This is a genomic window from Streptomyces sp. NPDC014801 (assembly GCF_043082085.1).
GTDB lineage: Bacteria > Actinomycetota > Actinomycetes > Streptomycetales > Streptomycetaceae > Streptomyces.
In genome coordinates this window covers 88134-110382 of sequence record NZ_JBIBXG010000005.1, presented here as the reverse complement: position 1 = coordinate 110382, position 22249 = coordinate 88134, and the positions used below count along the sequence as shown (strand labels likewise).

The 22249-nt window shown below is 74.1% G+C and carries 20 protein-coding genes; 11 read left to right on the top strand and 9 right to left on the bottom strand.

What is annotated here, in order from left to right; genetic code table 11:
* Positions 1-9: 9 nt before the first annotated feature.
* From ACF1AL_RS12825 to ACF1AL_RS12810, 4 genes are all read right to left on the bottom strand, one after another.
* The gene (locus ACF1AL_RS12825; RefSeq protein ID WP_386913828.1) at positions 10-1449 is read right to left on the bottom strand and encodes a CitMHS family transporter; all 1440 of its coding nucleotides are present in this window, start codon (positions 1447-1449) and stop codon (positions 10-12) included.
* A gap of 124 nt (positions 1450-1573) precedes the next feature.
* The gene (locus tag ACF1AL_RS12820; RefSeq protein ID WP_391825925.1) at positions 1574-3838 is read right to left on the bottom strand and encodes a molybdopterin oxidoreductase family protein; all 2265 of its coding nucleotides are present in this window, start codon (positions 3836-3838) and stop codon (positions 1574-1576) included.
* A gap of 115 nt (positions 3839-3953) precedes the next feature.
* Complete coding sequence (locus ACF1AL_RS12815; RefSeq protein ID WP_366836227.1) at positions 3954-4571, bottom strand: TetR/AcrR family transcriptional regulator; 618 nt, start codon at positions 4569-4571, stop codon at positions 3954-3956.
* Complete coding sequence (locus ACF1AL_RS12810; protein ID WP_391825924.1) at positions 4568-5191, bottom strand: hypothetical protein; 624 nt, start codon at positions 5189-5191, stop codon at positions 4568-4570. Before ACF1AL_RS12810 ends, ACF1AL_RS12815 begins: the two co-directional genes overlap by 4 nt.
* Before the next feature lie 230 nt (positions 5192-5421).
* Between ACF1AL_RS12810 and hmgA the strand changes: the two genes are divergently transcribed.
* The 3 genes from hmgA to ACF1AL_RS12795 are packed head-to-tail and all read left to right on the top strand — an operon-like array spanning position 5422 to position 8686.
* On the top strand, positions 5422-6738 hold the full coding sequence (gene hmgA, locus ACF1AL_RS12805; protein WP_391825923.1) for a homogentisate 1,2-dioxygenase: 1317 nt from the start codon (positions 5422-5424) through the stop codon (positions 6736-6738).
* Between the two features lie 28 nt (positions 6739-6766).
* Positions 6767-7516 (top strand): GntR family transcriptional regulator, encoded by a 750-nt coding sequence (locus ACF1AL_RS12800; protein ID WP_366836231.1) that lies wholly within the window; start codon positions 6767-6769, stop codon positions 7514-7516.
* A gap of 12 nt (positions 7517-7528) precedes the next feature.
* Positions 7529-8686 carry a type ISP restriction/modification enzyme gene (locus ACF1AL_RS12795; protein ID WP_391703063.1) on the top strand — a complete coding sequence of 386 codons (1158 nt, stop codon included), beginning with the start codon at positions 7529-7531 and terminating at the stop codon, positions 8684-8686.
* An 89-nt stretch (positions 8687-8775) separates the two neighbouring features.
* On the opposite strand, the gene ACF1AL_RS12790 is transcribed toward ACF1AL_RS12795, so the two are convergent.
* Positions 8776-9489: a TetR/AcrR family transcriptional regulator gene (locus ACF1AL_RS12790; protein WP_391825922.1), complete on the bottom strand. Its 714-nt coding sequence runs from the start codon at positions 9487-9489 to the stop codon at positions 8776-8778.
* 63 nt (positions 9490-9552) lie between these two features.
* Between ACF1AL_RS12790 and ACF1AL_RS12785 the strand changes: the two genes are divergently transcribed.
* The 3 genes from ACF1AL_RS12785 to ACF1AL_RS12775 are packed head-to-tail and all read left to right on the top strand — an operon-like array spanning position 9553 to position 12516.
* A complete protein-coding gene (locus ACF1AL_RS12785; RefSeq protein ID WP_391825921.1) occupies positions 9553-10497 on the top strand; it encodes an ATP-binding cassette domain-containing protein in 945 nt (314 codons plus the stop codon).
* Positions 10494-11276, top strand: a complete 783-nt coding sequence (locus tag ACF1AL_RS12780) for an ABC transporter permease (RefSeq protein WP_391703054.1) — start codon at positions 10494-10496, stop codon at positions 11274-11276. The genes ACF1AL_RS12785 and ACF1AL_RS12780 overlap by 4 nt, the downstream gene beginning before the upstream one ends.
* A gap of 43 nt (positions 11277-11319) precedes the next feature.
* The gene (locus ACF1AL_RS12775; protein ID WP_391703051.1) at positions 11320-12516 is read left to right on the top strand and encodes a CaiB/BaiF CoA transferase family protein; all 1197 of its coding nucleotides are present in this window, start codon (positions 11320-11322) and stop codon (positions 12514-12516) included.
* Between the two features lie 10 nt (positions 12517-12526).
* On the opposite strand, the gene ACF1AL_RS12770 is transcribed toward ACF1AL_RS12775, so the two are convergent.
* From ACF1AL_RS12770 to ACF1AL_RS12760, 3 genes are all read right to left on the bottom strand, one after another.
* A complete protein-coding gene (locus tag ACF1AL_RS12770) occupies positions 12527-12802 on the bottom strand; it encodes a hypothetical protein (RefSeq protein ID WP_384207691.1) in 276 nt (91 codons plus the stop codon).
* A gap of 126 nt (positions 12803-12928) precedes the next feature.
* Positions 12929-13741 carry an anti-sigma factor domain-containing protein gene (locus ACF1AL_RS12765; RefSeq protein WP_391780543.1) on the bottom strand — a complete coding sequence of 271 codons (813 nt, stop codon included), beginning with the start codon at positions 13739-13741 and terminating at the stop codon, positions 12929-12931.
* Between the two features lie 136 nt (positions 13742-13877).
* Positions 13878-14420, bottom strand: coding sequence for a sigma-70 family RNA polymerase sigma factor (locus ACF1AL_RS12760; protein ID WP_391825920.1), 543 nt, complete (start codon positions 14418-14420; stop codon positions 13878-13880).
* A 208-nt stretch (positions 14421-14628) separates the two neighbouring features.
* Between ACF1AL_RS12760 and ACF1AL_RS12755 the strand changes: the two genes are divergently transcribed.
* The 4 genes from ACF1AL_RS12755 to ACF1AL_RS12740 are packed head-to-tail and all read left to right on the top strand — an operon-like array spanning position 14629 to position 20694.
* Complete coding sequence (locus ACF1AL_RS12755) at positions 14629-16155, top strand: DUF4331 domain-containing protein (RefSeq protein ID WP_391780541.1); 1527 nt, start codon at positions 14629-14631, stop codon at positions 16153-16155.
* Entirely contained in the window at positions 16122-17498 is a 1377-nt protein-coding gene (locus ACF1AL_RS12750; protein ID WP_391780540.1) for a tetratricopeptide repeat protein, read from the top strand. Before ACF1AL_RS12755 ends, ACF1AL_RS12750 begins: the two co-directional genes overlap by 34 nt.
* Entirely contained in the window at positions 17495-19033 is a 1539-nt protein-coding gene (locus ACF1AL_RS12745; protein ID WP_391825919.1) for a nickel transporter, read from the top strand. Before ACF1AL_RS12750 ends, ACF1AL_RS12745 begins: the two co-directional genes overlap by 4 nt.
* Before the next feature lie 35 nt (positions 19034-19068).
* Positions 19069-20694, top strand: a complete 1626-nt coding sequence (locus ACF1AL_RS12740; RefSeq protein ID WP_391826114.1) for a serine/threonine-protein kinase — start codon at positions 19069-19071, stop codon at positions 20692-20694.
* A gap of 63 nt (positions 20695-20757) precedes the next feature.
* On the opposite strand, the gene ACF1AL_RS12735 is transcribed toward ACF1AL_RS12740, so the two are convergent.
* The gene (locus ACF1AL_RS12735; RefSeq protein WP_391825918.1) at positions 20758-21561 is read right to left on the bottom strand and encodes an SGNH/GDSL hydrolase family protein; all 804 of its coding nucleotides are present in this window, start codon (positions 21559-21561) and stop codon (positions 20758-20760) included.
* 355 nt (positions 21562-21916) lie between these two features.
* Between ACF1AL_RS12735 and ACF1AL_RS12730 the strand changes: the two genes are divergently transcribed.
* Entirely contained in the window at positions 21917-22246 is a 330-nt protein-coding gene (locus ACF1AL_RS12730) for a hypothetical protein (protein WP_391703036.1), read from the top strand.
* Positions 22247-22249 lie beyond the last annotated feature (3 nt).

The following is a 22249-nucleotide window of genomic DNA, read 5'->3' as shown; positions in this document are numbered from 1 at the left end:
GTGCGAAGGTCAGATGATCCCGAACAGGATTCCCGCGCCGAGGACCACGAGCGAGGTCAGCGCGGCCCATTTCACGACGAACCGGGTGTGGTCGCCGAACTCGACCTTGGCCATGCCGACCAGGACGTAGACGGCCGGGACGAGCGGGCTGGACATGTGCAGCGGCTGGCCGATGATCGAGGCGCGGGCGATCTCGACGGCGGGGACCCCGTGCGCCTGGCCCGCCTCGGCGAGGACCGGCAGGATGCCGAAGTAGAAGCCGTCGTTGGACATGAAGTACGTCAGCGGGATGCTCAACAGGCCGGTGACGAAGGCCATGTGCGGGCCCATGCCGTCGGGGATGTTGCCCACCAGCCACTTGGCCATGTGGTCGACCATGCCGGTGCCCTGCAGGACGCCGGTGAAGACGGCGGCGGCGAAGACCATGCCGGAGACGTTGAGGACGTTCTCGGCGTGCGCGGCGATGCGGGCCTTCTGGTCGGGCATGTGCGGGTAGTTGACGGTCAGCGCGAGCGCGGCGCCGAGCAGGAACAGCACCGGGATCGGCAGCCACTCCATGATCATGGCCGTCAGCAGGACGACGGTGAGGAGCGCGTTGAACCAGTACAGCTTGGGGCGCAGGGTGGCCCGGTGGGGGTCGAGCCCCTGGAAGCCCTCCTCCTCGGCCTCCTCGGGAAGGTCCGCGCCGGCGCCGGAGCCGCCGGCCGTGCTCGCGCCGCCCTTGCCCGTTCCCGAGCCGCCGGTCGCGCCCTTGGCGCCCTTGCCGGAGCCGGCGCCCACGAGGACGGTCTCCTGCTCGGCGGGCTCCTCCACCAGCACCTCGTCCAGCGTCAGCACGCCGAGCCGCTTGCGCTCGCGGCGGCCGAGGACGTAGGAGAGGGCGAGGACGAACAGCAGGCCCATGGCGAGGGCCGGGATCATCGGCACGAAGATGTCGCCGGCGTCGAGCTTCAGCGCGGTCGCGGCGCGGGCGGTGGGGCCGCCCCACGGCAGCGTGTTCATCACGCCGTTGGCCATGGCGGCGACGCCGGTCATCACGACCAGGCTCATCTTCAGGCGCTTGTACAGCGGGTACATCGCCGAGACGGTGATCATGAAGGTGGTCGAGCCGTCACCGTCGAGCGAGACGATCGCGGCGAGCACGGCGGTGCCCACGACGATCCGCAGCGGATCTGCTTTGCAGAACTTCAGAATCCCGCGCACGATCGGGTCGAAGAGCCCGACGTCGATCATCACACCGAAGTAGACGATCGCGAACATCAGCATCGCCGCGGTGGGGGCGAGGCCGGTGACTCCGTCGATGACGTAGTCGCCGAGCTTGGCGCCCTTGCCCACGAAGACACAGAACAGTGCGGGTATGAGCACGAGCGCCGCGATCGGCGACATCTTCTTCAGCATGATCAGGACCAGGAAGGTCGCGATCATGGCGAAGCCGAGGATGGTCAGCATGAGTGGATACCTAACGTTCGCCCTTGAACATCCCACCAGGGGGCCGGCGGTGCGACGACGTTAGGTCGCGTCAAACAGCGTTAACAAGACGTTGACGTGCGAGCAATAAGCGCAAAACTCCAGGTCACAGCTTTGCCGAGGTCAACCGGCTGAGCTTTTCGGTCACGGCGGACACTTCGACGGGCACGCCGTTGAGGACCGCGTTGCCCGAGAGCGGGTCGAGCAGGCTGCCGTCGAGCAGCTGGTTGACGTTGGCGCCGGGGTCGGCGGCGGCGTGGCCGAGCCGGGTGCCGGGGCGGTCGTGGCCCCAGCCGTGCGGGAGGCTGACGACGCCGGGGCGCACCGCGTCGGTGACCTCGGCGGGCGCGGTGACCTCTCCCCCGGCGCCCTTGACGCGTACGGCCGCTCCGTCCCGCACGCCCAGGCGTTCGGCGTCCTCGGGGTGGATGTGCAGGGTGCAGCGGTTGGAGCCGCCGGTGAGGGCCGGGATGTTGTGCATCCAGCTGTTGTTGGACCGCAGATGGCGGCGGCCGACCAGGACCAGCCCGTCGGCGCGCTCACGCAGGGCGGCCCGCAGCCGGGGCAGGTCGCCGGCGATCGGCGCGGGCAGCAGCTCGACCTTGCCGCTGACTGTCTTCAGCGGCTGCGGCAGCCTGGGCCGCAGCGGGCCGAGGTCGATGCCGTGCGGGTGGGCCAGCAGCTTCTCCAGGTTCAGCCCGTCGGGCCGTACGCCGAAGCCGTCGCCGTAGGGGCCGAGGCGCAGCATCAGGTCGAGCCGGCGCTCGGGGCCGTTGTCACCAGTGAGCTGCGCCGCCAGCTCCTTCGGCTCGCGGCCGTGCACGGGTGAGTGCGGGTCGCGGACCGCCTTGGCGAGGGTCTGGTCGATCACCAGGGCGTCCACCGCCGACGGATCGGCACCGTGCATGCCGCTCGCCGCGAGGACGAGCCGGGCGAGGATCTCGGTCTCGGCCATCCGGTCCGGCTCCAGCGGGACGGCGGGGCGGGTGTAGCGGACCTGGTTGCGCACGGCGAGGGTGTTGAAGGCGAAGTCGTGGTGCGGACTCTGCGCGGGCGGGGGCGGGGGCAGCACGACGTCGGCGTGGCGCGAGGTCTCGTTGAGGTAGGGGTCGACGCTGACCATGAAGTCCAGGGAGGCGAGGGCCTTGTCGAGGCGGTCGCCGTCGGGCGCGGACAGCACCGGGTTGGCGGCGATCGCGATCAGTGCGCGCACCGGCTCGCCGTGCGCGGTGACGGTGTCGATCTCCTCGGCCAGCGCGGACAGCGGCAACTCGCCCTTGGCCTCGGGGTACTTGCTCACCCGGGAGTGCCAGCGGCCCAGCTGGAAGCCGCGGCCGGGACCGGCCGGGCGGGGCGCCCTGTCGGTGGCGGCCAGCGGGAAGAGCGCGCCGCCGGGGCGGTCGAGGTTGCCGGTGAGGATGTTCAGGACGTCGACCAGCCAGCTGCCGAGCGTGCCGAACGGCACGGTGCAGCTGCCGATCCGGCCGTAGACGGCGGCGGACTCGGCGGCGGCCAGCTCGCGGGCGAGGGTGCGGATGACGCCGGCGTCGACGTCGCAGGCGGCGGCCACGGCCTCCGGCGTGAAGTCCTTCACCGCGTCGCGGAGTTCGTCCACGCCTTGGACGTGGGGTGCCAGGTCGCCCAGGCGGACGAGGTCTTCCTCGAAGAGGACGTGTGCCATCGCGGCGAGCAGCAGGGCGTCCGTGCCGGGCCGGATCGCGAGGTGCCGGTCGGCGAGGCGGGCGGTGCGGGTGCGGCGCGGGTCGATCACGGTGAGCGTGCCGCCGCGGGCCTTGAGCGCCTTGAGCCGGCCGGGGAAGTCGGGGGCGGTGCACAGACTGCCGTTGGACTCCAGCGGGTTGGCGCCGAGGAGCAGCAGGTGGTCGGTGCGGTCGAGGTCGGGCACGGGGATCAGGTTGGCGTCGCCGTACAACAGGCCGCTGGAGACGTGCTTGGGCATCTGGTCGACGGTGGAGGCGGTGAACAGGCTCCGGGTGCCGAGCGCGCCGAGCAGGACCGGCGGGTAGAGGCCCCCGGCCATGGTGTGCACGTTGGGGTTGCCGAGGACGATGCCGACGGCGTGCGGTCCGTGCCGTTCGATCACCGGGCGCAGGCCGGCGGCGACCGCGTCGAAGGCCTCCTGCCAGGTCGCCTCGCGCAGTTCCCCGTCCCGGCGGACCAGGGGCCGGCGCAGCCGGTCGGGGTCGGCGTCGACGGCCCCGAAGGAGGCGCCCTTGGGGCAGATGAATCCCTTGCTGAACACGTCGTCCCGGTCACCGCGGGCGCCGGTGACCCGGCTGCCCTCGATGGTCAGGGTCAGCCCGCAGGTGGCCTCGCACAGGGGGCAGATACGCAGGGCGGTGCGGGACACGGGTCCTCCCGGGGTGCGGCGCGGCGTCACCGGGTGACGCACGGACGAGCCGAGCATACCGACCGGTATGGCCGATGGGGAGGGGTGAGCGGCGACGCCCGCGCGCGGGGCCGGATCAGTCCAGGACCCGGCCCAGATACGCCCGCAGCAGTTCCCGGGTCTCCGCGATGATGCCCTCGTCCCCCTGGGCGTCCATCCGGAACGCCAGGTGCACCAGCGTGTCGGCCGTCTCCACCGCCACCAGGAACGTGCGCCGCAGCCCCTCGTCCGGCTCCCGGCCGAGGAACTCCGCGAGCAGGTCCGTCAGCGGGCCGGCGACCCGCAGGTTGGGCTCGGCGTGGGGGGTGCCGATGGGTATCTGGTTGCCGAAGTCGACGAGGGAGAAGCCGGGCGCGGTGCGCTTCATCGCCAGGTACTCGTCCAGGATCGCGTCCATCGCGGCCCGCCAGTCCCCGCGCGTGACCGTGCCCAGCCGCTCGGTGACGCGTTCGGTGTAGCGGTCGAGGTTGCGCTGCGCGAGTGCGTCCGCCATCTGCCGCTTGTTGCCGAAGAACCGGTAGACCGAGCCGATGGGCACCCCGGCGCGCAGCGCGACCGCGCGGGTGCTCAGGGCGTCGTAGCCGACCTCGTCGAGCAGGTCGGCGCATGCGTCGAGGATCCTGGTCAGCCGTTCGGCGCTGCGCCGCTGGACGGGCGCGCGGCGCAGGGAGGTCGCGTGGGGCACGGGCATCATGATGCCTTTCCGCCGGGGTCCGGTGAACCTCGCCCCCCGGTACGCATCGGGGCCCCCGCGCCACTCAACGCCCCGCTCGCGGCGCCCCCGCCGCCCGCGCCCGCCGGGGCGCCCTCGCCGGAGACGGTGATGGCGGCGGTGCTCTGGACCGGCTTGCCGTCCACCGCCCAGACGGTGCCGTCGTCGGCGTAGAGGCGGACCCTGACGTGGTGCAGGCCGTGCGGCATCAGACGGGCCGGCAGCCGGCAGGCGGCGGTGCGCAGGTCGGTCACCCGGCGGCCGTCGACGGACAGGCGCGCCGTGCCGCGCCCGGCCACCGCCTCGGGTCTCGCGCCGGCCGGCGAGAGGCGGAAGCGGTGCAGGGTCAGCCGTATCTCCCACGCGCCGCCCGGGCCGGGCTGCACCTGGATGCCCACCTCGGGCGCGTGTTTTCCGCCGATCTCCCGGTAGTGCCGTCCTTCCTCGTCCGTCTCGTCGAGGACCTTGCCCACCGGCTGGGCGGTGTCCTGCGTGCCCTGTTTCTCCCGGCCCCCGGCCCCGCCCGAGCCGCAGCCCGCCGAGCCGAGAAACAGCAGGCCACCGACCACGAGCGCGGCGAGGAGCCCGCGCCACCACGTCATGTCCGCCAAGCGTAGGGCGCGGGTGCGGCGCCCCGGATCCCCCTGAGGTCGGGTTCCGGCCGTAGTCCTGAGGTAGGGCGGGTATCCCTCTTGCGCCCGCCCGAACGGGAATCCTACGGTGATGCATAGGAATCAGGATCGCCCGGAGACCACCCCGGCGAGCCGACCGTCCGGCGGCCGGACGCGCCGGGCATCCGGACACCCAAGAGCGGCGCAAGGGAGCGATGTGCATGAGCGGGGACGCGCGCAAGACGGCCGAGGGGCTGGCCTACCTCTCCGGATTCGGCAACGAGCACAGCTCGGAGGCCGTCCCGGGCGCCCTGCCCGTCGGCCGCAACTCCCCCCAGCGCGCCCCCCTCGGGCTGTACGCGGAGCAGCTGAGCGGTACGGCGTTCACCGAGCCCCGGGCGCACAACCGCCGCTCGTGGCTGTACCGCATCCGCCCCTCGGCCGCCCACCCGGCGTTCACCCGCACGGGCAACGGCATGCTGCGCACGGCGCCGTTCACGCAGACCGCGCCCGACCCGAACCGGCTGCGCTGGAACCCGCTGCCCGAGCCGGAGCCGGGGACGGACTTCCTGGCCGGCCTGTGGACGCTCGGCGGCAACGGTGACGTCACCCAGCGCACCGGCATGGCCGTGCACCTCTACCACGCCACCGCCTCCATGGACCGGGTCTTCAGCGACGCCGACGGCGAGCTGCTGATCGTCCCGGAGCGCGGCGGGCTGCTGCTGCGCACGGAGTTCGGCCTGCTGCACGCCGAGCCCGGCCATGTGGCGCTGATCCCGCGCGGGGTGCGCTTCCGCGTGGAGCTGCTCGACGACAGCGCCCGCGGCTACGTCTGCGAGAACTACGGCGCCCCCTTCCGTCTGCCGGACCTCGGCCCCATCGGCGCCAACGGCCTGGCCAACGCCCGGGACTTCCAGGCCCCGGTCGCCGCGTACGAGGACGTCGAGGGCCCGGTGGAGGTGGTGAACAAGTTCTGCGGCAACCTCTGGCACGCGACCTACGACCACTCCCCGCTGGACGTGGTCGCCTGGCACGGCAACCACGTGCCGTACGTCTACGACCTGCGCCGCTTCAATGTGATCGGCACGATCTCCTACGACCACCCGGACCCGTCGATCTTCACCGTGCTGACCTCGCCGAGCGACACCCCCGGGCTGGCCGGCGTCGACTTCGTCGTGTTCGCGCCGCGCTGGCTGGTCGGGGAGGACACCTTCCGGCCGCCGTACTTCCACCGCAACGTGATGAGCGAGTACATGGGCCTGATCGAGGGCGCCTACGACGCCAAGGCGGAGGGCTTCGTGCCGGGCGGCGGCTCGCTGCACAACATGATGTCGGCGCACGGCCCGGACCGGGAGACCTTCGACAAGGCGAGCGGCGCGGAGCTGAAACCGCAGAAGCTCGACGACGGCCTGGCGTTCATGTTCGAGACCCGCTGGCCGGTGACGCTCACCCCGCACGCGGCGCGCGCGGAGCACCTCCAGCAGCGCTACGACGACGTGTGGGCCGGCCTGGAGCGTCACTTCCGCCCCTTGCACTGACCCGCCGCGACCGGTACGGATGACCCCCGTGACCTCCTTCGCTCCCGATTCGATCGTCCTGAACCGCAAGCTGCCGCTGTGGTACCAGGTGTCGCAGTCGCTGCGCGCCTCGATACTCGGCCGTTCGCCCCAGGACCCGCTGCGCCTGCCCACCGAGGAGCAGCTGGCCGGGCACTACGGCGTGAGCGTGCTGACCATGCGGCAGGCGCTGAAGGAGCTGGAGGAGGAGGGGCTGATCACCCGGCACCGGCGGCGCGGGACGTTCATCGAGCCCACGGCACAGCGGGGCGCCCCGGTGCGGCTGCTGGGCTCGGTGGACGCGATCGTGGCCCAGCAGTCCGGCATGGTCACCGAGCTGCTGGAGCACGGCCGCGGTCCGGTCCCGGCCGAACTCGCCGGCTACTTCCCGGGGCTGGCGGAGGCGGCGACGTACCACCGGCTGCGCAGCGACGACAAGACGGGTGAGCCGACCAACCACGCCCGCAACTGGGTGCGGCCCGAACTGGCCGACCGCATCGACCCGGACGACCTGGCCCGCTGGCCGATGACGAAGGTGCTGCGGGACGTGGTGGGCGCGGACATCAGCCGGATCACGGACACGGTCGAGGCCCGGCTCGCCGACCCGGAGACGTCGCGGCTGCTCCAAGTGCCGCTGCTGAGCCCGATCCTGCACTACACGGGCGTCACCTACGACCCGCAGGGCCGGGTGCTGGACGTGGTCGTCATCCACTACCGCGGCGACCGCTTCTCCTTCACCGTGACGCTCGAGGCGCACTGAGCCCGTCGTACGATGCCGGGCGTGACGTACGACGACGCTCCGTTGCTGGCGGACCTCATGCCGTGGTCCGTCGCACCGCCGCGGCTCGGCCGCACATGGCCGGCGGGCCCCGACGCGGCGTCCCTGAGAGCCCGTTGGGACGCGCTGCTGGCGGCGGGGGCGTCCGACCGGGAGGCGCTGTTCGAGCCCTCCCGCGCCCGCACCCTGCACTCGGCGGTGGGCCAGCTGCCGGGGCAGCGGGCCGGCACCGAGCGGCTCGCCCGGGCCTCGGGTCCGTGCCCGGAGCCGGTGCGGGCCCTGGTGGGGCCGTTCGACGAGCAGTGGCTGATCCCCGACCACCGGCTGATCGACGCGGCCCGGCCCGAGCTGTGGCGGGTGGCCGACGAGCGGCAGGTGTTCGTGGTGGAGCTGCCGGAGGCCCTGCTGGCCACCTCGTGCTTCCCGCTGGTGCGGGCGGGCCGGGTGCGCCCCCTGTACCGCCGTCCGGGCGGCCGGGAGCCCAATGTCGCCCCCGGCCTGCCGGAGCACCTCACGGCCCGCCTCGGCCGGCCGGTGACCGCCCCGGACGTCCTGGCCTGGATCGTCGCCTGGACGCTCACGGATGTCCGCCCCGGCCACCCCGTTCCGCTCACCGAGGACGCCGGCCTGTGGGAGCACGGCGTGGAGCTGGGCCGGCGGGCGCTGTGGCTGATGCGGCGCGACGGCGAGCGGCCCAAGCTGCCCGGCGGCCGCCGCCCCTACGTGCGCGCCCCGCTCCCCTCCCGGCCGCTGTCGCTGCACTACGACCGCGAGGAGGAGGCCCTGCACCTCGACGAGGGCCGGATCGCGCCGGTGCCGCCCGAGGCGTGGGACTGCACGGTGGACGGCACGCGCGTCCTGGAGCAGTGGTTCGCGGCGCGGATCGCCGAGGGCGAGCCGGGCACCCTGGAGGCGATCCGCCCGGCTCTCTGGCCGCAGGCGTGGACGTCGGAGCTGCTGGAGCTGATCACGGTGCTGGCGCTGCTGGCGGAGCTGCGGCCGCAGCGGGCCGGGTGGGAGCTGACCGAGCCCGTCACCGCGCCGGACCTGCGCGCGGCGGGGGTGCTGCCGGTGCCGGACGCCGCCCGCCGCCCGGCGTCGGTCCTGGACGCCCGGGAGGAGGGCCCGGAGGGCCAGCTGGCGCTGCTGTAGGCCCCGCCGGCACTCCCCTGCGGGCGCTAGGGGGTGTCTCGTCGATCACGCCGGGCTCGCGACGCCTGGCCTGATCGACGAGACACCCCCTAGTCCTTCGGCTCGAACGCGTCCAGCACGCGCCCCAGCGCCCGCTCGAACACGGCCTCCAGGTCGATGGGCCCGGAGTCCTCGGCGAACGCCGCCGCCATCCGCGGGTACGCGCCGCTCGCCAGCTGCCCGCCGAGGTAGGCGATCCGTACCGCGGTCTCCTCCTGCGGGGACCAGGGCAGCGCCCGGGTGCGCTCGGCGGTGGCCAGCTCGTTCGCCGTGTACGTCGTCACCACGCCGTTCAGCATGGCGATGAGCTCCATCTTGGTGCCGTAGGGCGCGGGCAGCGGGTCCAGGCAGGCCAGGCAGTGCTCCAGGTAGCGCAGGGCGTGCGGGCTGAAGCCGTAGACCGGTGACATCAGGGCGGGCATCCAGGGGTGGCGGTGCATCAGCGCGCGGGTCTGGTGGGCGACGCGCAGCATGTCGGCGCGCCAGTCGCCGCTCGGCTCCCACAGCTCGTGCTCGGCGCTGACGGCGTCCACCATCAGCTCGTACAGGTCCTCCTTGCGGGGGACGTAGTTGTACAGCGACATGGTGCCGCAGCCCAGTTCGGCGGCGACGCGGCGCATCGACACCGCGTCCAGCCCCTCGGCGTCGGCCACCCGCACCGCGGCGGCCGCGATGCCGGCGCGGGTGTACGCCGGTCTGGGACCGCGCCCGGTCCGCTCGGGGCGCGCCCAGATCACTTCGGGTACGGCCGCTCGGCCCGCCATCGATCATCACCTCGCCCCCCATCGTAGTTACGTACGGCGTACGTAGTGCGGTATGGTCCTGCCATGACTTCTACGTACGCTGTACTTAGTGAAGGTCTGGAGAAGCGTTTCGGCGAGGTGCGGGCCCTGCGCGGCCTCGATCTCGCCGTGGCCGAGGGCACGGTGTGCGGCCTGCTCGGCCCGAACGGGGCGGGCAAGACGACGGCGGTACGGCTGCTGACCACGCTGCTGCGGCCGGACGCCGGCTCCGCGCGGGTCGCCGGGCACGACCTGGTCCGCGCGGCCGGCGAGGTGCGGCGCAGGATCGGCGTCACGGGGCAGTACGCGTCGGTCGACGGCGATCTGACCGGGCGGGAGAACCTGCGGCTGTTCGCCCGGCTGCACCGGGTGCGCGGCCCGGCGGCGCGCGCCGACGAGCTGCTGGAGCGCTTCGGCCTGACCGAGGCCGCGGACCGCCCGGCGTCCACCCTCTCGGGCGGCATGCGCCGTCGGCTGGACCTGGCGGCGAGCCTGGTGTGCCGCCCGCAGGTGCTCTTCCTCGACGAGCCGACGACCGGACTCGACCCGGCCGCCCGCACCGCGATCCACGACGCCGTGCGCGCGCTGCGGCGGCAGGGCACGACCGTGCTGCTGACCACGCAGTATCTGGAGGAGGCCGATCAGCTCGCGGACGACATCGCCCTGATGGACCGCGGGCGCGTCGCGCACACCGGCAGCCCCGCCGAACTGAAGGCACTGGTCGGCGCGCAGGCCGAGGTGGTCGTCGCGGACCCGGACGCCCTGGAGCGGGCTGCGGCCGTGCTCGACCGGCTGACCGGCGCGGCGCCGGCCTTCGACCGCGACCGGCACGCCGTGGCGGCCGTCACCCGGGACACCACGCTCACCCTTCCCCGCCTGGTGCGCGAACTGGACGCGGCCGGTGTGCCCCTGCTCGACGCGAGCATCCGGCCGCCCACGCTCGACGACGTGTTCCTCAGGCTGACGGACCGGACGGAGGTCGCGGCATGAACGCGCTCGCGTACGACGGGACGGCGATGCTGGGCCGGCAGCTGCGCCGGCTGCGCCACAACCCCGGTCTGCTGATCCTGACCCAGACGATGCCGATCACGATGCTGCTGTTCTTCGGGTACGTCTTCGGCAGCGCCCTGGCGACCCCCGGCGCGCAGTACCGGTCCTTCCTGGTGCCGGGCCTGCTGGTGGCCACCGCCGCCAACGGGCTGATGACGGGCATGTTCCAGGCGGCGCAGGACGTCCACCGGGGCGTGACGGACCGCCTGCGCACCCTGCCGGTCAGCAGGGCCGCCGTACCGCTCGGCCAGGCGGTCGCCGACCTCGTCGTCACGGCTGCCGGGACGGTGCCGTTCCTGCTGGTCGGGCTGCTGGTGGGCTGGCGGATCGAGGGCTCGGTGCCCGAGGCGGCGGCCGCGCTCGCCCTGCTGCTGCTCTTCCGCTTCGCCTGCTCCTGGGCCGGCATCTTCCTCGGCCTGCTCAGCCGCAACGAGGAGGCGGCCGGCCAGCTCGGCGGCGCCACCTTCGTCCTGCCACTGCTGTCCAACGCGTACATCCCCACCGAGGGCCTGCCCGGCTGGCTGCGCACGCTCGCCGAGTGGAACCCCATCAGCGCGGTGACGACGGCCCTGCGCGACCTGTTCGGCAACGCCGCCGTCCCCGAGGGCGCCGCCTGGCCGGTGGCGCATCCGGTCGCCGGGTCGCTGGCCTGGTGCGCGGTGCTGATCGCGGTGTTCGCGCCGCTCGCCGTGCGCCGGTACGCGCGCGGGGAGAGCTGAATCACTGCTGACAAAGCAGGGGCGGCGGGTCATGATCCGGTCCATGGACCAGCTCCCGCTGCCCCTGGAGGGCATCACCGTCGTCGCCGTGGAACAGGCCGTCGCGGCCCCGTTCGCCACCCGTCAGCTCGCCGACCTCGGCGCCCGGGTGATCAAGGTCGAGCGGGTCGACGGCGGTGACTTCGCCCGTGGGTACGACACCGCCGCGCGCGGTCTGGCCTCGCACTTCGTGTGGTGCAACCGCGGCAAGGAATCGGTCGCGCTGGATCTGAAGGACCCGCGCGGCCTCGCCGTCGTGCGGCGGCTGATCGCCGGGGCGGACGTGTTCGTGCAGAACCTCGCCCAGGGCGCCGCCGCCCGGCTCGGCCTGGACGCGGCGACGCTGTGCGCGGCCGACCCGCGGCTGATCGCCGTGGACGTCTCCGGCTACGGCGCGAGCGGCCCGTACGCGGACAAGCGGGCGTACGACATGCTCGTGCAGTGCGAGGCCGGGCTGGTGTCGGTCACGGGCACACCGGAGCAGCCGGTGAAGGCGGGCATCCCGGCGGCCGACATCGCGGCCGGCATGTACGCCTTCTCGGGGGTGCTCGCGGCGCTGGTGCGGCGCGGTGCGACGGGCCGGGGCGGGCCGGTGGAGGTGTCGATGCTGGAGGCGCTCGCGGAGTGGATGGGCCATCCACTGCACCATGTGCTGCACGACGGCACTCCCCCGGCGCGCACGGGACTCGCGCACGCCGTCATCGCGCCCTACGACGCCTATCCGACGCGCGACGGCGGGCGGGTGCTGCTGTCGGTGCAGAACGACCGGGAGTGGCGGCGGCTGGCGGAACAGGTCCTCGGGCGGCCGGAGTTGGGAACCGATCCGGCGTTCGCGACGAACGCGGCGCGGGTGGCGCGCCGGGAGCGGACGGACGAGCTGGTGGGCGCGGCGCTGGCGACGCTGGACACCGACGAGGCGCTGGCGCGGCTGGAGGCGGCGGGCATCGCCTGCGCGCGGCTGCGAGACCTGACCGAGCTGGCGGAGCATCCGCAGCTGGCGGCCCGTCAGCGGTGGCGTGAGGTGGGGTCGCCGGCCGGGCCGCTGCGGGCGCTGCTGCCTCCGATCACGCTGCCGGGCGGGACGGAGCCGCGGATGGGGGACGTGCCCGCGCTCGGCGAGCACACCTCGGCGGTGCTGCGCGCCGTGGGGATGACGGACGACGAGATCGCAGCGCTTCGCCGGGACGGTGTGGCCGCCTGAGCGCGAACCGTCAGTGCCGGTTGCCGCCGAACAGCGAGCGGCGCAGCCGGCGCAGCGGTGCGAACAGCGAGACGCCGCTCACCCGGGACCGCCGGGCGGTGCCGCCGTGCGCGGTGTCACGCGTCGTCAGTTCACGCATCAGCGAGGTCGCCTCGACCGTCTCGCGTTGCGGTATGGCGGGGCCGCCGAGCACCGAGAGGTGGCGGTCGAGGCGCGAACTGGTCGCGCTGCTCCCGCAGGTGATCGCAGGGACCCTGGCCCTGCTGCGCATCGTTATCTGTTCCATGTCACTCCCCACCCGTACGAGTCCACCCGGCCCGGGCAGGGTAACCCTATCGCCCCGGTGGGGCACCCGTGTATCGCGGCCACAGGATTCACCTTCCCTGTAAGGGGGTTGACGATGCCACTTTGATTACTCTCCGAATCCGACCGAATCCAGGGCGAGTTGGACAACGGGCCTGCTGGTGGGCTGCGCTGAGCCGCCGCCCGGCTCGACGGTCACAGCGAGTGACGTCGCCTCCTGCGTCAGACCGGTGGCGACCAAGGGCGTGTCGCCGCCGAGGAGCCCGAGGGAACGGGGCCGTGCGCCGGGGCGCATGAGCCACAGCTGGTGCACGCGCCCGCCGGGCGGGGTCCCGTATCCGCGGAGCGTGATCACGGCCCGGCCCTCGGATACGGAAGCGATCACTCCGATCGTCCGGCCCTTCGCGTCCCGGCCGGTCGCCGCCCGGGCGTCCGGGGCGGCCAGAACGTGGGCGATCTCACGTCCCCGGTCCCGCTCGGCGTCCAGCCGGTCCCGGGTCTGCTGGGCCTGGACGGCGAACAGGGAGGCGACCACGAGCGCCGCTGCGGCCGTCGCGGTGGCCAGCGGCACCAGCAGGGGGCGCGGCCGGGGCGCACGGGTGCGCGCCGGGGGTGGCTGCGTGCCCCACACATGCGGCGGCAGCCGGGACGCCCCGTCCCGCTCCGCGGCCGGCTCCTGCGGTAGGGCGCGTACGGCGGCCAGCACCCGTTCACGCAGCGCGGGCGGCGCCGGGGCGGCCGCGGACCAGGCGAGCCGTACGGCGTCCTCGGTGAGGTCGCGCACCTCGGCGGCGCACCGGGCGCAGCGGGCGAGATGCCGCTCGAAGCGGATCCGTTCGGCGGGTTCCAGGGCGTCGAGGGCGTAGGGCGCGGCGAGGGAGTGCGGCTCCCCGCGCCGCAGCAGCCGTCCGAACACACTCATACGGCACCCTCCGGGGCGGCGAGCGGCGAGACCGACGGGACGCGGCAGCCGGCGCGGTCACGACGGCGGCCGGTGACGCACCGGCGACGTGCGGCGAGCAGGCTCCCGCGGGGCGCGCGCGGCCGTCCGGGGCGGCTCATGCCGCACCCCCGAGGCACTCGCGCAGGCGGGTCAGCCCGTCGCGCATCCGTGTCTTGACCGTGCCAAGGGGCAGGGACAGGCGCTCGGCCACCTCGCGGTAGGTGTAGCCGTCGTAGTAGGCGAGGGTGACAGACTGCCGCTGAAGGGCCGTCAGCCGGTCCAGGCAGCGGCGCACCCACTCCCGTTCCAGACCGGCCTCGACCTCCTCGGTGACCTGGTCGAAGGCGGGCGAGGAGGCGCGCAGGGCCTCGCGCTGCTCGCGTTCGCCGGCCGCGCGGGCGCTGCGCACCCGGTCCACGGCCCGGCGGTGGGCGAGGGTGAGGACCCAGGCGAGCGCGCTGCCGCGCCGGGGGTCGAACCGGGCGGCGGACCGCCACAGCTCCAGCAGCGCCTCCTGCGCCACCTCCTCCGCCTGGGCCGTGTCCCGCACGACGCGCCGCACCAGCCCGAACACCGGCCCGGCGACCAGGCCGTACAACTCCTCGAAGGCGAGCTGATCACCGCCCGCCACCCGCACCAGCAGCTCGTCCGCCGCCACGCGGTCCCCCTCCCGCCGGCCGCACCGGCCGCCCCGTCCCCGCACTCCATGCATCCGCACCGAACGCACCTCCGGACGGTGTTACGGATCAGCGGCGCGAAAACGCGGGTCCCACGGCCGCGAGATGAATTTCCCGGCCGGACCAATCCGCACGCCCGGCCACCGCGAATCCCGGATGTCAGGCAAGCCGGCACACAGGACGGACGGTATGACACCCATCTCCAGCAAGGGCCGCACGCGCGGCGGTCTCGCGGCGCTGATCTGCGGGGCACTGGCGGCCGGCGGGCTCGCGGCCGCCGGCACCACCGCGCTGACCCCGCAGGCGGCGCACGCCTCCAGCCATCGCGAGGCCCCGCTGATCTCCGGCACCCCGCAGTACGACAACACGGACCTGTACGCGTTCGTCAGCCCGGACCGGCCGGACACCACGACGATCGTCGCCGACTGGATCCCCTTCGAGGAGCCGGCCGGCGGGCCGAACTTCTACCCCTTCGCCGAGGACGCCCAGTACGACCTGCACATCGACAACAACGGCGACGCGCAAGGGGAGTTGCTCTTCCGGTACACCTTCAAGACCCATGTGCGCAACAAGCACACGTTCCTCTACAACACCGGCCCGGTCGACAGCCTCGACGACCCCGACCTGAACGTGACGCAGACGTACGACATCGAGCTGATCCGGCTGAGGAACCAGCACGTGATGTCCAAGACGAAGATCGCCGACGACGTCCCGGTGGCGCCGTCGAACGTCGGCAAGGCGTCCATGCCCGACTACGGCAAGCTGCGCGACCAGGCCGTGCACCAACTCCCGAACGGGGCGGTGACGTTCGCCGGGCAGGCGGACGACCCGTTCTTCCTCGACCTGCGCGTCTTCGACCTGCTGTACGGCGGCAACCTCTCCGAGGTCGGCAACGACACCCTCAAGGGCTACAACGTCAACTCCATCGCCCTGCAGGTCCCCACCCACCTGCTCACCGAGTCGGCGCACCAGCCGGTGGTCGGCATCTGGTCCACCACCCAGCGCCGCACCGCGCACGGCTCGTACGCGCAGGTCTCCCGGCTCGGCAACCCGCTCGTCAACGAGGTCGTCAACCCGCAGAAGGACAAGGACACCTTCAACGCCTCCTCGCCGTGGCAGGACGCGCGGTTCCTGAAGAATGTCACCAACCCCGAGCTGCCCAGGCTCATCGAGTCGATCTACAAGATCAAGGCGCCGGCCGAACCGCGCAACGACCTCGTCGACGTCTTCCTCAAGGGCGTGCCGGGCCTCAACCAGCCGCCGCACGTCACCCCGGCCGAGGAACTGCGGCTGAACACCTCCGTCAAGCCGGCCATGCACCCCAAGCGGCTCGGCGTCCTCGACGGCGACACCGCGGGCTTCCCCAACGGCCGCCGGCTCACCGACGACGTGGTCGACGCCGCCCTGCAGGTCGTGGAGGGCGAACTGGTCGGATCGAAGAACGACCTGGGGGACGCGGTCGACGCCAACGACAAGGAGTTCGGCCACACCTTCCCGTATCTGGCCGAGCCGACCGAGGGCTCGCGCGGACCGCTCGCCAAGGGCACGAGCGGCGGAACGGACGTGCGCAGCCGGCTCGGCGACGCGCTGCAGCCCGCCGGGGAGTCCCGGAACACCACTCTGATCGCCGCGTCCGCCGCCTCGGGCGCCGCCGGCGTCCTGCTGATCGGCACCGGCCTGGCGTGGTGGCGCCGGCGCGTGCGGCGGCCGTACTGAACCGGACCACGGAGACGCTCATGATTGTTCGGAAGCCGGAAGGACTGGTGCGCGGCCTTGGCTGCGCCGCCCTGCTGGCCGTCGCGCTGACCGGCGGGTCGATCGCGCTGGGCGGCGCGCGGGACGGCACGGACGTGAGCGTCGCCGCCGCGCCCGGCGCCGTGTCCGAGCCCGCCCTGCTGCACGGCGACCTGGACGCGACCGTCACGGCCCTGCAGTCCCGGCTGCGCGCCCAGCCCCGGGACGCGACCGGCTGGGCCACTCTGGGCCTGGCGTACGTCGAGCAGGCCCGCACCACCGCCGATCCCTCCCGCTACCCGCGGGCCGAGCAGGCGCTGCGCCGCTCACTGGCCCTGCGGCCGGGCAACGACGCGGCCCTGGCCGGCCGGGCCGCGCTCGCCGCCGCCCGGCACGACTTCGCCGGTGCCCTCGCCGACGCGGACCGGGCGCTCGCGCGCAACCCGTACGGCGAGCGCGCCCTGTGCAGCCGGATCGACGCCCTCGTCGAACTCGGCCGGTACGACGAGGCGGTACGGGCCGCCGACACCGCGGACGCGCGGCGGCCCGGGGTGCCGGTGTTCACGCGGTACGCGTACGTGCGGGAGTTGCGCGGTGACGTGGCCACGGCCCGCCGGGTGCTGGAGCAGGCCCTGGCGTCGGCGACCGCGCCCGGCGACATCGCCTACGTCTCCGCGCAGCTCGGCCAGCTCGCCTGGAACCAGGGCGACTACCCGGGCGCGCTGCGGCACTACGCCCGCGCCCTGGCCGCCGACGACGGCTATCTGCCCGCCCTGGAGGGCCGGGCGCGCGCCCGGGCCGCGCTCGGCGACCGGGACGCCGCGATCCGGGACCTGGAACAGGTCGTCTCCCGGGCTCCCCTGCCCGCGGCGCTGGTCGCGCTCGGCGAGCTGTACGAGGACCGCGGCGAGCGGGGCAAGGCCCGCGAGCAGTACGCCCTGGTCGACGCGTGGACCGCGCTGGCCCGCGCCAACGGCGTGAACGCCGACCTGGACACCGCGCTCGCGGCCGCCGACCACGGCGACCGGGCCGCCGCCCTGCGCGCCGCGCGCGCCGAGTGGGCCCGCCGCCGCACCGTGCACACCGAGGACGCGCTCGCCTGGGCGCTGCACGTCGACGGGCGGGACGCCGAGGCCCTGCCGCACGCCCGGCGGGCCGTCGCCACCGGCTACCGCAACGCCGTGTTCCTCTACCACCTGGGCATGATCGAGCGGGCCACCGGCCACCACGCCGAGGCGCGCACCCACCTCGCGGCGGCGCTGAGGCTCAACCCGGGGTTCTCCCCGCTGGGGGCCCGCACGGCCCGCGCGGAGGTGACGCGGTGAGGCTCCTCCCGGGCGCCGCCGTCCTGCTGGCGGCCGCCGCGCTCGCACTGCTGCCGGCCGCGGACGCGAGCGCGCACCCCCTCGGCAACTTCACCGTCAACCGGTACGACGGCCTCGTCGCCGCCCCCGGCACGCTGCGCGTCGACCATGTCGAGGACCTCGCCGAGATCCCGGCGACCCAGGCACGGCCGGACATCGAGCGGCTGGGCCTGGACGGCTGGGCCCGCGCCCGGTGCGCCGCGGCCGCCGAGGGCAGCCGGGTCACCGTGGACGGCCGCCGAGTCGCCCTGACCGCCGGGCACGCGGAGGCCCGGCTGCGGCCCGGGCAGGCGGGGCTGCACACGCTGCGCGTGCGGTGCCGGCTGACGGCTCCTCTCCCCGGCGGCCGGGCCGTCGCCGTCGGCTTCCGCGGCGCGGACACCTCCTCGGGGCCGGGCTGGCGGGAGATCACCGCGCGGGGCGACCGGACGACGCTCACCGCGTCCGACGTGCCCGAGGTCTCCCCGTCCCGCGAACTGACGGTGTATCCGCAGGAGTTGCTCTCCTCCCCGGCGCACACCACGACCGCGTCCCTGCGCGTGCGGCCCGGCGGACCCGCCCTCGCCGCGGACCGTGCGGCCCCGGACGCGCCGGCCGCCTCGGTGCTGCCGCGCGGCGCCGACCGGTTCACCCGCGCCCTGGAGGGCCTGGTCGCCCGGCACGACCTCACCGCCTCCTTCGCCGCGCTGGCGCTGCTCGCGTCGGTGGCGCTGGGCGCGCTGCACGCGCTGGCGCCGGGCCACGGCAAGACCGTGATGGCCGCGACGGCGACCGCACGGGGCGGCCGGGCGCGGCTGCGCGACGTCCTGCCGCTCGCCGCGTCCGTCACGGTCACGCACACCCTCGGTGTCGTCGTCCTCGGCCTCCTGGTCACCGCGGGCTCCGCCGCGGCGCCCTCGGTGATCGCCTGGCTGGGCGTCATGAGCGGCGCCCTGGTGACCGCGGCGGGCGTGACCCTCGTACGCCGGGCGTGGCGGGGCCGGGCGCACCACCATCACCACGGGGACCACGGCCATCACCACGGGGACCACGACCACCACCACGGGGGCCACGACCATGGCCCTGGGGATCACCACCGTCACGGTGACGGTCAGCGTCATGGTGACGGTCACGGTGGCGGTCACCACCACCACGAGCACGCCCCCGCCTCCCCCACGCTCCGCGGCACCCTGCTGCTCGGGTTCGCCGGCGGGCTGGTGCCCAGTCCCTCGGCCGTGGTCGTGCTCGTGGGGGCGGCCGCGCTGGGCCGGGCCTGGTTCGGGCTGCTGCTGGTCGTGGCGTACGGCGCCGGGCTCGCCCTGACGCTCACCGCGGCCGGGGTGGCCGTGGTGCGGCTGGGCGGCACGGCGGCGCGGGCGCTGGAGCGGCGGCCGCGCTGGTCCCGGGGTCCGGCGGCGGCACTGGTGCGGCGGGCGGCGCCGCTGGGGTCGGCGTCCGTCGTCGTGGCCCTGGGCGCCGGATTGCTGCTCAAAGGGGCGGCAACGGCCCTCGGGTGAGTTACTTTCAAGAAGGAGCAGGGATGTCCGCCCGGATGCGAATGGGGGCGCCCGTGTCCGGAGATCCGGGCCGTGAACGGCTGATCGCGGGTCGCTACCGTCTGCTGTCCCCGCTCGGCCAGGGCGGCATGGGCACGGTGTGGCGGGCCCGTGACGAGGTGCTGCACCGCGAGGTCGCCGTCAAGGAGGTGCGCGCCCCGGCGGGGCTGCCGGCCTCCGACGTGGAGCGCATGTACGCCCGCCTGGAGCGCGAGGCGTGGGCGGCGGCCCGGGTGACCAGCCGCAACGTGGTCACGGTGTACGACGTGGCCACCGAGGACGGCCGCCCCTGGATCGTGATGGAGCTGGTCCGCGGCATCTCGCTGGCCGAGCTGCTGGACGCGGAGGGGCCGCTCACCCCGCAGCGGGCCGCGCACATCGGCGCCGAGGTGCTGGCCGCGCTGCGGGCCGCGCACGAGGTCGGGGTGCTGCACCGGGACGTGAAGCCGGCGAACGTGCTGCTGGCCAACGACGGCCGGGTGGTGCTGACCGACTTCGGCATCGCGCTGGTGGAGGGCAGCTCGGCGCTGACCATGACCGGTGAGGTGATCGGCTCCCCGGAGTTCCTCGCGCCGGAGCGGGCGCTGGGCCGCAGGCCGGGCCCGGAGTCGGACCTGTGGTCGCTGGGCGTGCTGCTGTACGCGGCGGTCGAGGGCCACTCCCCGTTCCGCCAGGACACTCCGCTGACCACGCTGCGGGCGATCGTCGACGAGGAGCTGCCGCCGCCCCACCGGGCGGGCCCGCTCGCCCCGGTGATCGCCGGGCTGCTGCGCAAGGACCCGGCCGAGCGGCTGCCGGCGGAGGTGGCCGAGCGGGACCTGCGGGTGATCGGCGCCGGAGGCGCTCCCTCGGCGGGCGGCGACTCCCGCGCGCGGACGGTGGCCCTCGGGCCGTACGCCCCGGTGCCGGCGGGCCTTCGCGAGGAGCCGCCGCCCACCCCGCCGCTGCCCGCGCCCGGGCCCGTGTACGACGAGGAGGCGGAGCCGGAGGAGCGCCGCCGCCGGGGCGCCGGCCTGCTGGTGGCGGGGCTGGCCGCCCTCGCGCTGGCGGCCGGCGGGCTGACGTACGCCCTGCTGCACGGGAACGGCGGTCACGGCGGCGGGAGCGCCGCGGCCACGACGGCGCGGCAGACCCCCTCGCCGGCCCCCAGCCAGGAGCAGACGCGGCGGCAGGACACACCGAGCCCGACGGCCGGCCGCAGCAGCGCCCCGCCCACGTCGTCCGCGCCGCCGCAGTCGGTGACGGTGACGGTCACGGGCCGGCACACGGACTACACCGGCACGTGCCCGCCGCCCGGTGCCGGGGCGCCGGCGTTCACGGCGACGTTCACGGTGGGGCGGCTGCCCGCGCAGGTGGAGTACCGGTGGGTGGCGCGGGACGGCGAGGTGACGGACACCGGCTGGAAGACGCTGTCGTTCCCCGAGGGCGGGGAGCGGACGCGGCAGGACCGGGTGAGCGTGACGACGTACGACGCGACCGGCACGTACCGCAACGCGCTGGGGGTGGAGGTGCGCGCGCCGGTGCGGGTCACCTCGAACCAGGTGCCGTTCTCGGTGACGTGCGTGGGGGAGACCCCGACGGGCGGGACCTCCCCCACGCCTTCGGCCTCCGGATCCCCGTGAGGAGTCGGGACCCGGCGGGCCGGTCTCGGGCGGGTGCGCGCGGCCGGCGGAAGCCGGCCGGTCTCAGGAGTTGGTCAGGACCGGCAGGTAGCCGCCCGACTGGCCGGCGGCGGTGGGGTGGTAGGACTCGCCGACGCTGAGCCAGTTGACGCTGTGCAGCCAGGAGCTGCCGGAGCAGATCTCGTGGCCGGTGAAGGTGGTGCGGACGTCGCCGAAGGTGAAGCCGTGGGCGGCGGCGCGGCGGGCGATGGCGGCGTCGATGTAGTCCGACGCGCCGTTGATCGCGGAGCGCTTGGTCTCGGACAGGCCGAGGCAGGTCGTGCCGAGCTTGTAGAAGCGGGGGTAGCCGAGGACGACGACGTGCGCGTTGGGCGCCTTGGAGCTGATCGCCGAGTAGACCGTGTCGAGCTTGCCGGGCAGCGTGGAGTCCACGTACGCCTTGGCGGTGTTGATGCGGGCGATGCAGTCGCTGTCGGACTGGAGCACACACGTCGTCATGACGTCGGCGAAGCCGGCGTCGTTGCCGCCGATGGTGATCGAGACCAGTCCGGTGGAGGTGCTGAGCGAGCCGATCTGGTTCGCCATCACGTCATCCGTCCGGGCGCCCGAGCAGGCGACGAACGCGAACGACGAGGGTGCGTGGGCGGCGTTCCACAGGTAGGGGTACGCCTTCGTGCTGCGGTCGCAGTCACCGCTGGAGGAGATGTAGCTGCCGGCACCCACGCCGGAGGAGTAGGAGTCGCCGAGGGCCACATAGCCGGTGGCCGCGGCGGTTTCGGAGGCGTGGGCCACGCCGGCGCCGGTGAGGGCGGCGCCCGCGGCGAGGAGGAGCGAGCTCACGAATACGACAAGTCGGGAACGTCTCATGGAACCTCCCTTTAGCAGGATCTCTGCCGTAACCGTGGTACCAACTACGCGTGTTGACGGGAAGTGTCCATGTCAAGAATTCCCGGAAGCCTTCACAATCGGGCCCCGGCGCTCCTTCGGCGGTCATGCGTCGTTCAACTCCGGACGACCAAGGGGCCGCCCCCGTCGGCGTCTTGACGCCCCTTCGCGACTGCGCGACTCTGAAGCCCGGCATCCGGCGCTTCGGGGGGCAAAGTCGCCAATGCAGACCATCCGTATCAAGACAGGTTCAACGGCTTCGGCGGACGGGGCGGACAGAGCGCGGACAGGACCGGGGAGGGACCTGTCACCGCTGCTCGCGGGCGCCGCCACGGCCGTGGGCGCCATCGGTGCGACGCTCGCACTGCTGGACGCCGGCACGCCGCTGCGCGGCCCGTGCACCCTGTTCTTCCTGCTCGCGGCCCCCGCCGCCGCCATCGGCGCCGCGCTGCGCGGGCTGGATCCGTTCGGTCGGCTGCTGGGCGCCGTTGCGGGCGCGATCGTTTCGAACATGCTGGTGGCCCAGGGCATGCTCGCCGTGCACCGCTGGTCGGTGCGCGGCGGAGTCGTCGCCGTGACCGCGCTCAGCGTGCTCACGCTCGCCCTGGTGACGGTCCGACACCGGCGCGACCGGACGGAGGTAACGGTCAAACCAACAAAAACGTGAGAC

Coding starts and splice junctions, on each gene's coding strand:
- ACF1AL_RS12815 (WP_366836227.1), bottom strand. CDS start 4,571: ATGATGCCCGTGCCCCACGCGACCTCCCTGCGCCGCGCGCCCGTCCAG.
- ACF1AL_RS12785 (WP_391825921.1), top strand. CDS start 9,553: ATGACTTCTACGTACGCTGTACTTAGTGAAGGTCTGGAGAAGCGTTTC.
- ACF1AL_RS12735 (WP_391825918.1), bottom strand. CDS start 21,561: ATGAGACGTTCCCGACTTGTCGTATTCGTGAGCTCGCTCCTCCTCGCC.
- ACF1AL_RS12795 (WP_391703063.1), top strand. CDS start 7,529: ATGCCGGGCGTGACGTACGACGACGCTCCGTTGCTGGCGGACCTCATG.
- ACF1AL_RS12825 (WP_386913828.1), bottom strand. CDS start 1,449: ATGCTGACCATCCTCGGCTTCGCCATGATCGCGACCTTCCTGGTCCTG.
- ACF1AL_RS12765 (WP_391780543.1), bottom strand. CDS start 13,741: ATGAGTGTGTTCGGACGGCTGCTGCGGCGCGGGGAGCCGCACTCCCTC.
- ACF1AL_RS12780 (WP_391703054.1), top strand. CDS start 10,494: ATGAACGCGCTCGCGTACGACGGGACGGCGATGCTGGGCCGGCAGCTG.
- ACF1AL_RS12790 (WP_391825922.1), bottom strand. CDS start 9,489: ATGGCGGGCCGAGCGGCCGTACCCGAAGTGATCTGGGCGCGCCCCGAG.
- ACF1AL_RS12775 (WP_391703051.1), top strand. CDS start 11,320: ATGGACCAGCTCCCGCTGCCCCTGGAGGGCATCACCGTCGTCGCCGTG.
- ACF1AL_RS12740 (WP_391826114.1), top strand. CDS start 19,069: ATGCGAATGGGGGCGCCCGTGTCCGGAGATCCGGGCCGTGAACGGCTG.
- ACF1AL_RS12755 (WP_391780541.1), top strand. CDS start 14,629: ATGACACCCATCTCCAGCAAGGGCCGCACGCGCGGCGGTCTCGCGGCG.
- ACF1AL_RS12810 (WP_391825924.1), bottom strand. CDS start 5,191: ATGACGTGGTGGCGCGGGCTCCTCGCCGCGCTCGTGGTCGGTGGCCTG.
- ACF1AL_RS12770 (WP_384207691.1), bottom strand. CDS start 12,802: ATGGAACAGATAACGATGCGCAGCAGGGCCAGGGTCCCTGCGATCACC.
- hmgA (WP_391825923.1), top strand. CDS start 5,422: ATGAGCGGGGACGCGCGCAAGACGGCCGAGGGGCTGGCCTACCTCTCC.